Annotated in this window: 16 protein-coding genes; 12 read left to right on the top strand and 4 right to left on the bottom strand. The window is 63.5% G+C overall.

All coding sequences use genetic code 11. The features are described from left to right. Positions 1 to 20: 20 nt before the first annotated feature. The 5 genes from ABRP30_RS22190 to ABRP30_RS22170 all read left to right on the top strand — a co-directional run bounded on the left by ABRP30_RS22190 (position 21) and on the right by ABRP30_RS22170 (position 3,873). Positions 21 to 725 (top strand): TetR/AcrR family transcriptional regulator, encoded by a 705-nt coding sequence (locus ABRP30_RS22190; protein ID WP_267824079.1) that lies wholly within the window; start codon positions 21 to 23, stop codon positions 723 to 725. Positions 726 to 754: 29 nt separating this feature from the next. Then, positions 755 to 1,303 carry a hypothetical protein gene (locus tag ABRP30_RS22185; RefSeq protein WP_349974749.1) on the top strand — a complete coding sequence of 183 codons (549 nt, stop codon included), beginning with the start codon at positions 755 to 757 and terminating at the stop codon, positions 1,301 to 1,303. A 74-nt stretch (positions 1,304 to 1,377) separates the two neighbouring features. Further along, positions 1,378 to 2,655 (top strand): flavohemoglobin expression-modulating QEGLA motif protein, encoded by a 1,278-nt coding sequence (locus ABRP30_RS22180; RefSeq protein WP_241804367.1) that lies wholly within the window; start codon positions 1,378 to 1,380, stop codon positions 2,653 to 2,655. After that, on the top strand, positions 2,627 to 3,550 hold the full coding sequence (locus ABRP30_RS22175; protein WP_349974748.1) for an alpha/beta hydrolase: 924 nt from the start codon (positions 2,627 to 2,629) through the stop codon (positions 3,548 to 3,550). The genes ABRP30_RS22180 and ABRP30_RS22175 overlap by 29 nt, the downstream gene beginning before the upstream one ends. Continuing rightward, the gene (locus tag ABRP30_RS22170; RefSeq protein ID WP_267818286.1) at positions 3,547 to 3,873 is read left to right on the top strand and encodes a hypothetical protein; all 327 of its coding nucleotides are present in this window, start codon (positions 3,547 to 3,549) and stop codon (positions 3,871 to 3,873) included. Before ABRP30_RS22175 ends, ABRP30_RS22170 begins: the two co-directional genes overlap by 4 nt. 74 nt (positions 3,874 to 3,947) lie before the next feature. Here ABRP30_RS22170 and ABRP30_RS22165 read toward each other — a convergent pair whose 3' ends face one another. From ABRP30_RS22165 to ABRP30_RS22155, 3 genes are all read right to left on the bottom strand, one after another. Beyond that, positions 3,948 to 4,736, bottom strand: a complete 789-nt coding sequence (locus tag ABRP30_RS22165) for an OmpA family protein (RefSeq protein WP_349974747.1) — start codon at positions 4,734 to 4,736, stop codon at positions 3,948 to 3,950. A gap of 50 nt (positions 4,737 to 4,786) precedes the next feature. Further along, entirely contained in the window at positions 4,787 to 5,200 is a 414-nt protein-coding gene (locus ABRP30_RS22160; RefSeq protein ID WP_267818282.1) for a DUF4398 domain-containing protein, read from the bottom strand. 270 nt (positions 5,201 to 5,470) lie between these two features. Beyond that, complete coding sequence (locus ABRP30_RS22155) at positions 5,471 to 5,815, bottom strand: pilin assembly protein (RefSeq protein WP_241804372.1); 345 nt, start codon at positions 5,813 to 5,815, stop codon at positions 5,471 to 5,473. Between the two features lie 170 nt (positions 5,816 to 5,985). Between ABRP30_RS22155 and ppc the strand changes: the two genes are divergently transcribed. From ppc to ABRP30_RS22120, 7 genes are all read left to right on the top strand, one after another. Continuing rightward, positions 5,986 to 8,613, top strand: coding sequence for a phosphoenolpyruvate carboxylase (gene ppc / locus ABRP30_RS22150; RefSeq protein ID WP_267818281.1), 2,628 nt, complete (start codon positions 5,986 to 5,988; stop codon positions 8,611 to 8,613). 257 nt (positions 8,614 to 8,870) lie between these two features. After that, the gene (gene adk / locus ABRP30_RS22145) at positions 8,871 to 9,521 is read left to right on the top strand and encodes an adenylate kinase (protein WP_267818278.1); all 651 of its coding nucleotides are present in this window, start codon (positions 8,871 to 8,873) and stop codon (positions 9,519 to 9,521) included. A gap of 87 nt (positions 9,522 to 9,608) precedes the next feature. After that, positions 9,609 to 10,283: a tRNA (adenosine(37)-N6)-threonylcarbamoyltransferase complex dimerization subunit type 1 TsaB gene (gene tsaB, locus ABRP30_RS22140; RefSeq protein WP_267818276.1), complete on the top strand. Its 675-nt coding sequence runs from the start codon at positions 9,609 to 9,611 to the stop codon at positions 10,281 to 10,283. 129 nt (positions 10,284 to 10,412) lie between these two features. Beyond that, on the top strand, positions 10,413 to 10,700 hold the full coding sequence (locus ABRP30_RS22135; RefSeq protein ID WP_267818274.1) for a hypothetical protein: 288 nt from the start codon (positions 10,413 to 10,415) through the stop codon (positions 10,698 to 10,700). A 3-nt stretch (positions 10,701 to 10,703) separates the two neighbouring features. Next, positions 10,704 to 11,573: a DUF72 domain-containing protein gene (locus tag ABRP30_RS22130; RefSeq protein WP_267818272.1), complete on the top strand. Its 870-nt coding sequence runs from the start codon at positions 10,704 to 10,706 to the stop codon at positions 11,571 to 11,573. A 29-nt stretch (positions 11,574 to 11,602) separates the two neighbouring features. Then, positions 11,603 to 12,433 (top strand): oxaloacetate decarboxylase, encoded by an 831-nt coding sequence (locus ABRP30_RS22125; protein WP_241804378.1) that lies wholly within the window; start codon positions 11,603 to 11,605, stop codon positions 12,431 to 12,433. A gap of 6 nt (positions 12,434 to 12,439) precedes the next feature. Then, a complete protein-coding gene (locus ABRP30_RS22120) occupies positions 12,440 to 13,126 on the top strand; it encodes an extensin family protein (protein WP_267818270.1) in 687 nt (228 codons plus the stop codon). A 2-nt stretch (positions 13,127 to 13,128) separates the two neighbouring features. Here ABRP30_RS22120 and ABRP30_RS22115 read toward each other — a convergent pair whose 3' ends face one another. Continuing rightward, positions 13,129 to 13,749: an energy transducer TonB gene (locus ABRP30_RS22115; protein ID WP_267818268.1), complete on the bottom strand. Its 621-nt coding sequence runs from the start codon at positions 13,747 to 13,749 to the stop codon at positions 13,129 to 13,131. Positions 13,750 to 13,833 lie beyond the last annotated feature (84 nt).

Below are 13,833 nucleotides of genomic sequence, written 5' to 3'. Positions count from 1 at the left end.
GTACACCCGTGACCCCCGCAATGGCCCAGCAAGGCGCCGCCGGCATTGCCACCGCCGTCGCCGAAAGCGTGCAATACCAGGGTCGCAAGACCGCCCGCCAAGGCAGCGAACAGCGCCGCCAGTTGATCCTCGACGCCGCCATGCGCATTGTCGTGCGTGATGGTGTGCGTGGCGTGCGCCACCGTGCCGTTGCCGCCGAAGCCGGTGTGCCGCTGTCGGCCACCACCTACTATTTCAAGGATATCGAGGACCTGCTCACCGATACCTTCGCCCAATACGTCGAACGCAGTGCCGCCTACATGGCCAAGCTGTGGGCCAATACCGAAGTGGTGCTGCGCCAGCTGCTTGCCCAGGGGGATGGCAGTGCGCAATCAAGGGCGCGCCTGGCTGACGAAGTGGCGCAGATGACTGCCGACTACGTTTCCCGTCAGTTGATCACCCGCCGCGACTTCCTGATGGCGGAGCAGGCCTTCCGTCAGGAGGCGCTGCTGTGCCCGCGCCTGGCCGAGTTGGTGTGTGCCCACGAACAGATCCTGCTGCATGGCACGCGCCAGCTATTGCAGGTGGTCGGTTCGCAGCAACCGGAACAGGACGCCCAGATGTTGACGGCGATCATCGAGCAGATGGAATATCAGGGCCTGCTCAAGGATGCCGATGCGCAAGCCGATGGGCAGATGCTCGCTATGCTTACCCGTTACCTGCACCTGGTGCTGGCATCGGGCTGAGCTGAGAACGAACTTTCAAGGAGAACTTGATGAAAGCCTGGCGTGTGGTGTTGTTGACGTTGTCATTCCTCGTGCTGGGCGGTTGTCTGGTGACCTTCCATGAGCCATTGCCGAGCAATCAGGCGGCGCCCAAAGCCCTGCTCGGCACGTGGAGCAGCAAGGACGCCTGGGGCGAGCCACTCAAGATGGTCATCAGCCGCAGTGGCGCCGATGCCTACAAGGCCGTGGCCACTGCCAAAGGCAAGAAGCCCGAAGAGTACGTATTCACCGTGTCACGCCACGGCAACCGCTGGTACCTCTCTGCCGGTGTCCCCAAACGCCTGGGCGGCCATTTCCTGATTGGCGGTTTCGATATCGTCGATGGCAAGGAGCTGGTCATCTACAACCTTGATGTAGAACAGGTGCAGCAGGCGCTGGAGAAAAAAGAGCTGAGCGGGCGTAGTACCGAGGTGCCGGAGGACAATGGCGAGGGCGTGTTGATCGACAGCCCTTCAGCGCGGGTGCTGGCCTACCTGGATGACCCGGCCAACTCCGACCTGTTCGTCGAGGTGGCGCGCTTCCAGCGAGTCGGCAAATGACCGTGCAGGCCCTAGCGCCGGCTTGCCGAGGCTAGGGCCAGTACAGGTGCCTTGTTCTAGAAAGGAGTTCCCCGTTGGACGAGTACCAGCAGACCATTCGCGCACTGTCCGATCGCATCGTCACCGCGCAGACCCCGATCCGAGTGCTCGACGCGGTCAAATGGGACGACAGCATCCGCCAAGGCTTTCTGAAGGCCAAGGGCAAAGAGCCGCCGGCCGTGGACCGCGCCTATTACCAGTCGCGGCCGCTGTCGTTCGATTCAAGTGCGGTCAAGGCCGAGTTCCAGAGCATCGAGCGCGACATCACCCGGCAATTGGGGCAGTTCAACCCGGTGGGGCAGATCATGCGGCGCATGTGCAAGGAGTACCGCATGGTGGTGCGCATGCTCGAGGCACGCGGCACCGAGGACTTCGGCCTGATCTCCCAGGAACTCTATGGCGCGGCGTCCGATGCCTTCCACGCTGGCGACCCGACGCTGGCCGACCTCGGCCTGATGCTTTCCGATTACCTGAACAACATCGACGGCCGTGGTGACCTCAAGGACGAGCCGAAAAACATCACTGCCAAAGAGACCGTGGATATCCTCCAGCATCGCCTGAACAAGGTGTTCGGCGAGGCTGAAGAGACCATCCGGGTGTTTGAGTCGGACGGGATCGTCGCCGATGCGGCGGCCGGTGCCGACTATATCAAGGTGCGCGCCGACGCCATGTTCAACAGCCGTGATGTGCGCGCGCTGGAAGTGCACGAGGGGCTGGTGCATGTGGGCACCACGCTCAACGGCCTGAACCAGCCGATCTGCACCTTCCTGGCCAAGGGCCCGCCTTCATCGACGGTGACGCAGGAGGGCTTGGCGATTCTCATGGAGGTGATCGCCTTCGCCTCGTACCCCAGCCGCCTGCGCAAACTCACCAACCGCACGCGCGCCATCCACATGGTCGAAGAGGGCGCCGATTTCCTTCAGGTCTTCGAGTTCTTCCGCGCCCAGGGCTTTGAAATGGCGCAAAGCTACAGCAATGCAAGCCGGGTATTCCGCGGGTCGGTGCCTGATGGTCTGCCATTTACCAAGGATTTGTCCTACCTCAAGGGTTTCATCATGGTTTACAACTACATTCAGTTGGCCGTGAGAAAGGGCAAGCTAGAGCAGATTCCGCTGCTGTTCTGCGGCAAGACTACCCTCGAGGACATGCGCACCTTGCGTCAACTGGTCGAAGAAGGCCTGGTGGAACCGCCCAAGTACCTGCCGGAGCAGTTCCGCGACCTCAATGCCCTGTCGGCCTGGATGTGCTTCTCCAACTTCCTCAACCACCTGAGCCTGGATCGCATTGAAGCCGACTACGCGAACATTCTTTGAGCGCTGCCGCTGCCTGGTCCTGGGCTTGGCGCTGCTGGGCCTGGGCGGCTGCAGCAGCCTGTTGTTCTACCCGGAGCCGGGCCAGCCGTTCACGCCCGAGCGTGCCAAGCTGCAGTACCGCGATGTCACCCTGACCACCGCCGACGGCGTTCGCCTGCATGGCTGGTGGCTGCCGGCCAAGGCCGGTGTCGAGGTCAAGGGCACGGTGCTGCACTTGCACGGCAATGGCGGCAACCTGGCGGGGCACCTGGGCGGTAGCTACTGGCTGCCGGAGCAGGGTTATCAGGTGCTGATGATCGATTACCGGGGCTATGGCCTGTCTGAGGGCAAGCCCGGTTTGCCGCAGGTCTACAACGACATCGCAGCGGCCATGGCATGGCTCGACCAGGCCCCCGAGGTCCAGGGTAAACCCCTGGTACTGCTGGGGCAGAGCCTCGGTGGGGCAATGGCCATCCACTACCTGGCAGCCCACCCCGAGCAGCGCCAGCGCTTCAGCGCACTGGTGTTCGACGGCGTACCGGCCAGTTACCGTGACGTCGGGCGCTTTGCGCTGAGCACATCATGGTTGACCTGGCCCTTGCAGGTGCCGTTGTCCTGGCTGGTACCCGATGGCGACAGCGCGATCCGCTCCGTCGAGCGCCTGAGCAGCCCACCCAAACTGTTCTTCCATAGCATCGACGACAACCTGGTACCCATGGACAACGGCATCCGCCTCTACCAGCACGCACCGCCTCCAAGGGTGCTGCAGTTGACCCGTGGCGGCCACGTGCAGACCTTCGCCGACCCGGTCTGGCGCCAGGTGATGCTGCGTTTTCTTGATGATCCCAGCCATTTCAACGGCCTGCGGCGGCTGGCCGAAGTGCCCAACTACCCCGACGAGAAGAGCAAGCAATGAGTGAAGAACGCAACGCCATCCCGCTGATCCTGACCGGTGTCGGCAGCATCATCGTGACGGTGGGGGCTCTGTGGTACTACGGCTACCTGCATTTCGCCAAGCCAGAAGACGCGCTGTTGCTGCAGGATTTCACCATGCTCAAGACCGTTCCGGGCGAGGATTACAAGGTGTCCCTCGACCCTGCGCCGCAGGTGGCGCAGTGTGTAGATGGGGTGCTGGTGCTGTTCGACACAGCGCAAAAAGGCCTTACCGGGGTACTGGTCGACAACCGCAAGCGTGCGGTGCGCTGCATGGGTGAACAAACCCCGCAACGCGTGCAATGACCCGTTCCAGCCAATGATCAAAAATGAAGAACCCCGCCATGAAGGCGGGGTTCTTTTTTAGCGGCCTGTGAGCGTTACTGCACTTGGCTCACCGAGCGCGGCGCTACCGGCTGGTTGTCGTTGGAGATGGTCACCTCCACCCGGCGGTTCTGCGCACGGCCCGAGTTGCTGGAGTTGTCAGCAACCGGGTACTCCTTGCCGTAGCCCTGAGCGACGATGCGCGCAGGGTCCACGCCTGCACGTACCAGCGCCATGCGTACAGCACCGGCGCGACGTTCGGACAGGGACTGGTTGTAGCTGGCCGAACCGACGCTGTCGGTGTAGCCCTCTACGATGACCTTGCGCTCAGGGTTTTCCTGAAGGAACTGGGCCAGCTTGGTCACGTTAGGGTAGGCGCTGCTCTTGAGTTCAGCTTTGTTGAAGTCGAACAGTACATCGCCGAAGGTCACCAGCGTACCGCGGTCGGTCTGTTTGGCGTTCAGGCTGTCCTGAAGCTTGGCGATCTGCGCGTCGCGGGCATCGAGCTTGGCTTGGGCACGTTGGGCCGCCGCGTTTTTCAGCTCGTTTTCGGCCGTGCGCAGGGCAATGGTCTGCTTGGCCACTTCAACGCGTTGGTTGGTCAGGTAGGCCAGTTGGTCGACTTTCTTGCTGTCTTCACGCTCCATGTAGGCCTTGTCGGCCTTGTTCAGCCAGTCCTGTGCGTCCTTGGTTTCAAGGGCTGCGACCTTGCTCGCCTGCGGATCGCTCTGCAGCGACGAGAAGTTGGTGCGGGCCGACTCCAGGTTGGCATTCGGGTCGTGCGAGCAGGCAGCGAGACCGACGCTCAGGGCCAACAGGGCGGGAATCATGACGTGTTTGCGCATAGTGTTCATCCTTTGATCGAGTGCGAAGGCTAAGGCAGGTTGGGCAGCGTTCACTGAACGCTACGCAGGCCTTCCTGACGTACGTCCTGAACGCCTTGGCGGGCGTCCTGCACGGCCTTCTGGGCTTTGGCCGCCTGGGCTTTGCGTTCGGCGAGGCGAGCGTCCCATTCGGCCTGCTCGGCCAGACGCTTGGCTTGCTCGTAGTTCTTGTCGTGCATGGCGATTTCGGCCTGCTTGAACTTGTCCTGCGCCGCTTTCATTTCAACGGCGGCAAACTCGGTACCGCCAGCGCTGACGGCGGAGTTCACGGCGGACTGGGTGACGGCATATTGCTCGGTGGGCGGGTTACCTGCACAGCCGGCCAGGACCAGGCTACTGCCCAGGGCCAGCGCGGCCAGCTTGAGCCCGCGCACATGAGTTGAGGAAAGTTTCGAAGTGCGGGTCTTCATGGTGGTCAGCTCCATTGGATCACTCCTGATAACGACGATGTCCGTAGCAGTCCATCCCATCGCTCAATCCCTGGCATCGCCGTGTGTGTCAGCTCAAGGGTGCACAACGACTGTGTGCAGGGTTTTAGCGTGATGGCTATTGGCTGTGACTGAGTCGTTTTTTGAATAGTTCAGAAAAAAATGCCAACTATTTCTGACTGATCGGTCAGTGGTATGGGGGCGGAACTTCCACTGTCAGAAGCGGTATTCCGGGCTGGAGGGCAGCCCGGAACGGGGGCTGGCACGTCAGTTTCCGCTGTTCTCGCCGGGGTGGCTGAGCGTGTGCAGATGGCGCCGTGAAAGCGCCAGAAAGCGCGGTGTAGAGCCTATGTCCTCGTACAACGGGTCGCCTTCTTCGTCGGTGGAAATGACCTTGTTGCCCTGCACGTAGGGGAAGCTGGCCTCAAGCTCCTCAAGCGCCGCTGCGACCAGTTCACCGAGCAACTCCTCGGCGGTGCGCTTGGGGTACATGTCGATGAGCGCCGCCAGGCGCGCCTCCGATTCCAGGTCAAGGTGCAAGGTATGGCCGGTCGGGCTCAGGGTGCCGGCGGCATTTTGTTCCCAGTGCTGGGCGAGTTCGCGGATTTTCATGATGACCTCTGTCAACGCCTTGAAAAGGCTGCACTGCATCGGACTGCTACGTGTTTACTTTAGTTTGCTTTACCGGTCATGGCTTGCCATGGCTGCCCCGCTATGGGCACTCTTGGGCCAGTGCTGTTTCCGGAGCAGAGCGCGGGCGAGCCGTGCCGAAGAGAGGGCCAATGACTGATATCGATGTGCGCTTGCGTGAAGATGTCCATGTGTTGGGGGATTTGCTGGGCGAAACCATACGCCAGCAGCACGGTGACGCGTTCGTGCAGAAGATCGAGGACATTCGTCATAGCGCCAAGGCGGACCGGCGCAGCGCCGGCGAACAGCTGAGCTCTACGTTGGCGGACCTGGCCGAAGACGACTTGCTGCCGGTGGCGCGTGCCTTCAACCAGTTCCTCAACCTGGCCAACATGGCTGAGCAGTACCAGTTGATCCGCCGCCGTGACGCCGAGCAGCCAGAACCTTTCGAGGCGCGGGTGCTGCCTGAGCTGCTGGCGCGGCTCAAGCAGGCCGGGCACAAGGACGATGCCTTGGCCAGGCAGTTGGCCAAGCTCGACATCCAGTTGGTGCTCACTGCGCACCCCACCGAAGTGGCACGCCGCACGCTGATCCAGAAGTACGATGCCATTGCCGGCCAGCTGGCCGCGCAGGACCATCGCGACCTGACCCCGGTCGAGCGCCAGCAGGTACGCGAGCGCCTGCGCCGGTTGATCGCTGAGGCCTGGCACACAGAAGAAATCCGCCGCACCCGGCCAACGCCGGTAGACGAAGCCAAATGGGGCTTCGCGGTGATCGAACACTCCCTGTGGCATGCCATCCCCAGCCACTTGCGCAAGGTGGACAAGGCGCTGTTCGACGCCACCGGCCTGCGCCTGCCACTGGAAGCGGCCCCTGTGCGCTTTGCCTCCTGGATGGGTGGCGACCGTGATGGCAACCCCAATGTGACCGCCGCCGTGACCCGCGAAGTGTTGCTGCTGGCGCGCTGGATGGCGGCCGACCTGTTCCTGCGCGATGTCGACGCGCTGGCCGCGGAGCTGTCCATGCAGCAAGCCAGCAGCGCTGTGCGCGAGCGGGTAGGGGATACCCCCGAGCCCTACCGCGCCGTTCTCAAGCGCTTGCGTGACCGCTTGCGGGCGACGCGCGCCTGGGCCCATGCGTCGCTCACCGCAACCCAGCCGGCCAGTGCCGAGGTGCTGGTGGACAACCGTGACCTGATCGCGCCGCTGGAGCTGTGCTACCAGTCCCTGCACGAATGCGGCATGGGCGTTATCGCCGATGGGCCACTGCTCGACAGCCTGCGACGTGCCGTGACATTCGGCCTGTTTCTGGGGCGGCTGGACGTGCGCCAGGATGCCGCCCGACACCGCGACGCACTGTCGGAAATCACCGACTATCTGGGCATGGGCAGCTATGCGGACTGGGATGAAGACAAGCGTATCGCTTTCCTGCAGGCCGAACTGAAAAACCGCCGGCCTTTGCTGCCGGCCCACTTCATGCCCCAGGCGGACACTGCCGAAGTGCTTGCCACCTGTCGCGAAATCGCTGCGGCGCCGGGTGCATCGCTCGGTTCTTACGTCATCTCCATGGCCGGCGCGGCATCGGACGTGCTGGCGGTGCAATTGCTGCTCAAGGAAGCGGGGCTGACCCGGCCGATGCGGGTCGTGCCGCTGTTCGAAACCCTCGCCGACCTGGACAACGCAGGCCCTGTGATGGAGCGGCTGCTCGGCCTGCCGGGCTACCGCGCGGGCTTGCGCGGGCCGCAGGAAGTGATGATCGGCTACTCCGATTCGGCCAAGGACGCCGGGACCACTGCCGCGGCCTGGGCCCAATACCGGGCGCAGGAAAACCTGGTGCGCATCTGCCGTGAGCATCAGGTCGAACTGCTGCTGTTCCATGGCCGTGGCGGCACTGTCGGCCGCGGCGGTGGCCCGGCGCATGCAGCGATCCTGTCGCAACCACCGGGGTCGGTGGCGGGGCGGTTCCGCACTACCGAGCAAGGCGAGATGATCCGCTTCAAGTTTGGTTTGCCAGGCATCGCCGAGCAGAACCTCAACCTGTACCTGGCGGCGGTGCTGGAAGCCACCTTGCTGCCGCCGCCACCCCCGGAGCCGGCCTGGCGCGCCTTGATGGACCAACTGGCCGCCGATGGGGTCAAGGCTTACCGCGGTGTGGTGCGGGAGAACCCGGACTTCGTCGAGTATTTCCGCCAGTCCACACCCGAACAGGAACTGGGGCGTCTGCCGCTGGGCAGCCGCCCGGCCAAGCGCCGTGCCGGTGGAATCGAAAGCCTGCGGGCCATTCCATGGATCTTCGGCTGGACGCAGACGCGTTTGATGCTGCCGGCCTGGTTGGGGTGGGAGACCGCATTGGGCAATGCACTGGCACGGGGGCAGGGTGAATTGCTGGCGCAGATGCGTGAACAGTGGCCGTTCTTTCGTACCCGCATCGACATGTTGGAGATGGTCCTGGCCAAAGCGGATGCGCAAATTGCCGAGGCCTACGACGAACGTCTGGTGCAACCGGAATTGCTTCCTTTAGGTGCACACCTGCGCGACCTATTGTCGCAGTCCTGTCAGGTGGTACTGGCCCTCACCGGGCAACAGGTGCTACTGGCGCACAGCCCGGAAACCCTGGAATTCATCAGCCTGCGCAACACCTACCTGGACCCGCTGCACCGGCTCCAGGCCGAGCTGCTGGCGCGCTCGCGCAGCCGCGAAGCCGCTCTGGACAGCCCGTTGGAGCAGGCCCTGCTGGTGACCGTTGCAGGGATCGCCGCAGGCCTGCGCAACACGGGCTGAGGCCCTGCCTGGGGGCTCGCGCGCAGGGCCTTGGTGGGGACCAGGCCAGGGCAGGGCAGGTGGTTGCGCTTGGCGCAACCATCCGCCGCCTCGGCTACAGATGGCCCATTCCTGCAACTTTGGGACGCTTGTCTGGCTGACGGGCGCTGTGTATCTTGAGCAGCCTTCTGACCGATTTATGGTCATACCCGATTTTCCGGACTTGGCCCTGGTTGCCGAATCCATTGAATTTCATAAAAAAATTTGAGGAGCACGAGATGCGCGTAATTCTGCTGGGAGCTCCCGGGGCCGGTAAAGGTACTCAGGCAAAGTTCATCACCGAAAAGTTCGGTATCCCACAGATCTCCACCGGTGACATGCTGCGTGCTGCCGTCAAGGCCGGTACCCCGCTGGGTCTGGAGCTCAAGAAAGTCATGGACGCCGGCCAGCTGGTCTCCGACGAGCTGATCATCAGCCTGGTCAAGGAGCGCATCGCCCAGCCAGATTGCGCCAACGGCTGCCTGTTCGACGGTTTCCCACGCACCATTCCACAGGCTGAAGCCATGGTCGCTGCCGGTGTCGACATCGATGCAGTGGTCGAGATCGCCGTCGACGACGAAGAGATCGTCGGCCGCATGGCGGGCCGCCGCGTGCACCCGGCCTCGGGCCGTACCTACCACGTTCGGTACAACCCGCCGAAAGTGGAAGGCAAGGACGACGACACCGGCGAAGACTTGATTCAGCGCGCCGATGACAAGGAAGAAACCGTGCGTCATCGCCTGTCGGTCTACCACAACCAGACCAAACCGCTGGTGGACTTCTACCAGAAGCTGTCGGCCGCCAACGCTGGCAAGCCCAAGTACATCCACATCGAAGGCGTGGGTTCGGTAGAGGACATTACCGCCAAAGTGCTGGCAGCCCTGAGCTGATCCATCACCGTGCGTCACGACGGCCCGCTTGCGGGCCGTTGTCGTCTATACTGCCGCTCTTTTCACTTGCTCCTGGATACCCGTTCGATGACCACCCTGCTGGCCCTGGATACCGCCACTGAAGCCTGTTCCGTCGCGCTGCTGCATGACGGCAAGGTAACCAGCCATTACGAGGTGATCCCGCGCATGCACGCGCAGAAGCTGCTGCCGATGATCAAGCAGCTGCTGAATGATTCCGGCGTGGCGCTCAATGCCCTCGATGCCATTGCCTTCGGCCGTGGCCCCGGCGCCTTCACCGGCGTGCGGATCGCCATCGGCGTGGTGCAAGGCCTGGCTTTCGCGCTGGAGCGCCCAGTCCTGCCAGTGTCCAACCTGGCCGCGCTGGCTCAGGGTGCCTTGCGCGAGCATGGCGCGCAGCAGGTAGCGGCGGCCATCGATGCGCGCATGGACGAGGTGTACTGGGGTTGCTACCAGGCGGTGGGTGGCGAGATGCGCCTGCAGGGCCTGGAAGCGGTGCTGCCACCGGAGCGCGTGGCGTTGCCAGAGGGCAGCAGCGGCGATTGGTACGGTGCCGGGACCGGCTGGGGCTATGCCGAGCGTCTGGCCGTGCAGGCCAGTGCCAGCAACCCGGCGGCATTGCCCAATGCGCTGGACATCCTCAACCTGGCCAGCTTCGCCTGGGCACGGGGCGAGGCAATCGTCGCCGATCAGGCGCAACCGGTTTACCTGCGCGATAATGTCGCTACGCCCAAAGCCCGCTGACGGCTGTCCGTCGGTTATCGCGCTTGTCGATAAAACCTTTGGTGCAAACTGTGGTCCAGTTATCACTAGGGCATTAGCGACGGAACACTGATGCTGCTAAATTGCCATCATTGGTCCTGAGTGCTCATCATGCGTATCGACGGTTTCTCATCGCAGTCCTATCCGGTAAAGCGCGCGCCGCGTAAGGCGCCGGTGCGCGATGAGAGCATCGACGATGCCGAGCTCATCGAAGAGGGCGATGCCGCTCAGGAAGCGGCGCCGCGCCGTCGCCCCGGTGGCCTGCCGGCCCGCCAGCAGGACATGGTGTTCCCACGGGCGCGGGACCGCCGCACGGCGACCGCGCTGGCCAGCTACCTCAGTACTGCAGGTTTTACCGATTGGGACATGGAAGTGCTGGGGCTGGACCTGTACATTTGAGGGATGAGTTCATCCCACCTGCCTTATTTCCTGGGTTGCCCGTCTTGGAGCGAAAGCGCCTGGCGCGACTACCTGTATCCCGCTGACGCCCGCACCGGCGAGTTTCTTGGCCTTTACAGCCAGGTGCTCAATGCGGTCGAGGGCAACACCACGTTCTATGCCCGCCCAGCGCCGAGCACTGTCGAGCGTTGGGCGCAGGTCATGCCCGCGCACTTTCGTTTCACTGCCAAATTCCCCCGCGATGTCAGCCATGAAGGCGACCTGCGCGAGCGACTGGAAGCAGCATTGGACTTCACCCGGCTGCTGGCGCCCCTCGGCCAGCGGGTGTCACCGTACTGGTTGCAATTGCCGGCGCAGTTCGGCCCGGCTCGGCTGGCTGAGCTGGGGCAGTTTCTCGATCAGATCGGTGTGCCTGTGGCGGTGGAAGTGCGTAATCAGGCTTTTTTCGCCAAGGGTGAAGAGGAGCGCCTGCTCAACCGTTTGCTGAATGAGCGCGGTGTTGAGCGTATCTGCCTGGACCCGCGTGCGTTGTTCAGCTGTACCTCACGTGAAGCCGCCGTGCTCGATGCGCAAGCCAAGAAGCCCAAGGTTCCGCCGCGCCCCGCAGCGTTCAGCCAGCACCCCCAAGTCCGTTTTATCGGCCACCCTGTGCTCGAGGCCAACGAAGCGTTCCTTTCGCCATGGGTTGAAAAGGTCGCCAGCTGGATCGAGGAAGGCCGCAGCCCTTACATCTTCCTGCACACCTCGGACAACCGCCTGGCCGCCGCGCTGGCCCAGCGTTTTCATCAGCGGCTGATGGCGCGCCTGCCGGGGCTGGCGGCGTTGTGGGAATTGCCACGGGCCCCGGAGGTCGAACAACTGGGGCTACTTTGACCCTCACCGACCAGTAGGAGGTTGTGACCATGGATGTACAAACCCTGCGTGCCGAAGCCTTCAAAGCCCTGCACGAGCGCGATGGGGCGTTCGTCATCCCCAACCCTTGGGATGCCGGCTCCGCCAAGCTACTGGCAGACCTCGGTTTCGAGGCCCTGGCTACCACCAGTGCAGGCCTTGCCTTCAGCCTTGGCCGAGCGGATGCCGAGGCGGCGCTGAGCCTGGAGGAAACCCTTGGCAACGCCGGGATGATCGTCGATGCCACTGCCTTGCCAGTTGCCGCCGACCTGGAAAATGGTTTTGGTGACCTGCCGGACGACTGTGCCCACGCCATCTTGCGAGCCGCCGAAGCAGGGTTGGTCGGCGGCTCGATCGAGGATGCCAGTGGGCGCCGCGACGCGCCGATCTATGACCTGGGCCTGGCGGTGGAGCGGGTGAGGGCTGCAGTGCAGGCGGCGCGCAGCCTGCCATTCCCCTTCACGCTTTGCGCTCGCGCGGAAAACCTGCTGCACGGGCGTATGGACCTGGATGACACCATCCTGCGCCTGCAGGCTTACGCCGAAGCGGGCGCCGACGTGCTCTATGCGCCGGGTTTGCGCTCTGCCGAAGAAATTCGCGCGGTGGTGCAGGCCGTGGCACCGAAACCTGTCAATGTGCTGATGGGGCTGGCGGGTGTGCCATTGAGCGTCAATCAGCTGCAGGACTTGGGCGTACGCCGCATCAGCGTGGGCTCTTCACTGGCGCGTGCAGCGCTCGGTGCGTTCCAGCGCGCGGCATTGGAAATTCGTGACCAGGGCACGTTCAGCTACGGTGAGCAGGCGCTGCCGTTCGCCCAGCTCAACGACCTGTTCCGGCGCTGAAGCGCGGTGCGCGCATTGGTGCTGCTGTGCGGGCTGCTGCTGGTAGCTGGCGTTTTATGGCAGCTGGGTTGGCGCCTGCCCCAGGCTTGGGATCCGTGGGCAGCACTGGACGTTGGTCAGCCGCCGAACCTGCTGACGCCTTACAAGCTTTCGCGTCTGCGCGATGACCCTCAGCTGTGCCGCCAAGCGTTGGCGACCACCAGCCTGCGCTATCGGACGCAGGCCGATAGCCCGGCATCGGCCAATTGCCCATTGCAAAACGTCTGGCGGATAGAAAGAGGCCAGGCGCGGTTGAGCAGCAGTTTTCTGGCCAGTTGCCCGTTGGCGGTGGCCTATGCGCTGTTCGAGAAGCATGGCTTGCAACCTGCCGCGCAGCAGGTGTTCGGCCAGCCGGTGGCGCAGGTCGATCATCTGGGCAGCTTTGCCTGCCGCAACGTCTATCACCGCAAGCAGGGCCGGCTCAGTCAGCACGCCACGGCCAATGCGCTGGATATCAGCGGCTTTCGTCTACAAGATGGGCAGCGGATCGTGCTGGCGCGGGACTGGCAGGCAGGTGGACAAAAGGCGGCCTTCCTGCGGCAGGTACAGCAAGCGGCCTGCAAGAGTTTCAGCACGGTGCTGGGGCCGGAATACAATGCCGCTCACCGCAATCACTTTCACCTGGACATGGGCGTGTGGCAGGTCTGCCGTTGACATCAGGCGTGAGCGCGAACGTTGTTCAGCACGACCGGCCGTGCCCAATGGATGTCGAACTCTAGGTCGTTCTGCTGCTTGGCCATGGTCGCGGCGTCTAAAGGCTCCGGCGCGGGGTCGAGCAGGGCAGTCTCGAACTCGGCGATAGGCAAGTGCAGCGGGCGCGGGGAGGGTGCAGGGCCTGGCTCGGCAAGCGGCTGCCCCTGGCTGATGACGACCGGGCGTAGCCAGCTGTTGGTGATGTCCAGTTGGCGCTGCTGCTGAATCATCTCGGCGGCGCTGAATGGCTCCGGCGCTGGCTCCAGCAGGCTGGCTTCGAGTTCGGCCTTGGGCAGGAACAGGGGCTCGGGTGGCGCAACGATGGTGTCGTGCACGGGGCAGGCGCGTTGGGCATCGATCAGGGCCAGGGCCCTGGCTCCGCCAATCGGCTCACCGCTGACGGTGTCATACTGCACCAGCGCCTGATGGCTGCTGTCTGCCTCATCCCCTTGCTGTTCGGCCATGGCGCGGGCAAAGAAATCCTGCCACAGGTGGCTGACGCCTCCCAGTGCCTGGGTATTCTGCCGACCGTAGTTGCCGACGGGCGACAGGTAGGTCAAGCCGATGGGAAGAGTATCTGTCATGGCAGTCGTGCGCGTTGTGCTCTGGCAGAATAGCGGGATATTGCCTGTATCGGCCGAGGGTGCCGATTCATTAAGGGCGTGGGT

The organism is Pseudomonas sp. WHRI 8519 (genome assembly GCF_040224055.2).
GTDB classification, from domain to species: Bacteria; Pseudomonadota; Gammaproteobacteria; order Pseudomonadales; family Pseudomonadaceae; genus Aquipseudomonas; species Aquipseudomonas putida_X.
Note: the sequence above shows the minus strand (reverse complement) of the source record. Positions and strands in the feature narration are given on the sequence as shown.

Coding starts and splice junctions, on each gene's coding strand:
- ABRP30_RS22190 (WP_267824079.1), top strand. CDS start 21: ATGGCCCAGCAAGGCGCCGCCGGCATTGCCACCGCCGTCGCCGAAAGC.
- ABRP30_RS22185 (WP_349974749.1), top strand. CDS start 755: ATGAAAGCCTGGCGTGTGGTGTTGTTGACGTTGTCATTCCTCGTGCTG.
- ABRP30_RS22170 (WP_267818286.1), top strand. CDS start 3,547: ATGAGTGAAGAACGCAACGCCATCCCGCTGATCCTGACCGGTGTCGGC.
- ABRP30_RS22165 (WP_349974747.1), bottom strand. CDS start 4,736: ATGCGCAAACACGTCATGATTCCCGCCCTGTTGGCCCTGAGCGTCGGT.
- ABRP30_RS22160 (WP_267818282.1), bottom strand. CDS start 5,200: ATGGAGCTGACCACCATGAAGACCCGCACTTCGAAACTTTCCTCAACT.
- ABRP30_RS22155 (WP_241804372.1), bottom strand. CDS start 5,815: ATGAAAATCCGCGAACTCGCCCAGCACTGGGAACAAAATGCCGCCGGC.
- ppc (WP_267818281.1), top strand. CDS start 5,986: ATGACTGATATCGATGTGCGCTTGCGTGAAGATGTCCATGTGTTGGGG.
- adk (WP_267818278.1), top strand. CDS start 8,871: ATGCGCGTAATTCTGCTGGGAGCTCCCGGGGCCGGTAAAGGTACTCAG.
- tsaB (WP_267818276.1), top strand. CDS start 9,609: ATGACCACCCTGCTGGCCCTGGATACCGCCACTGAAGCCTGTTCCGTC.
- ABRP30_RS22135 (WP_267818274.1), top strand. CDS start 10,413: ATGCGTATCGACGGTTTCTCATCGCAGTCCTATCCGGTAAAGCGCGCG.
- ABRP30_RS22130 (WP_267818272.1), top strand. CDS start 10,704: ATGAGTTCATCCCACCTGCCTTATTTCCTGGGTTGCCCGTCTTGGAGC.
- ABRP30_RS22125 (WP_241804378.1), top strand. CDS start 11,603: ATGGATGTACAAACCCTGCGTGCCGAAGCCTTCAAAGCCCTGCACGAG.
- ABRP30_RS22115 (WP_267818268.1), bottom strand. CDS start 13,749: ATGACAGATACTCTTCCCATCGGCTTGACCTACCTGTCGCCCGTCGGC.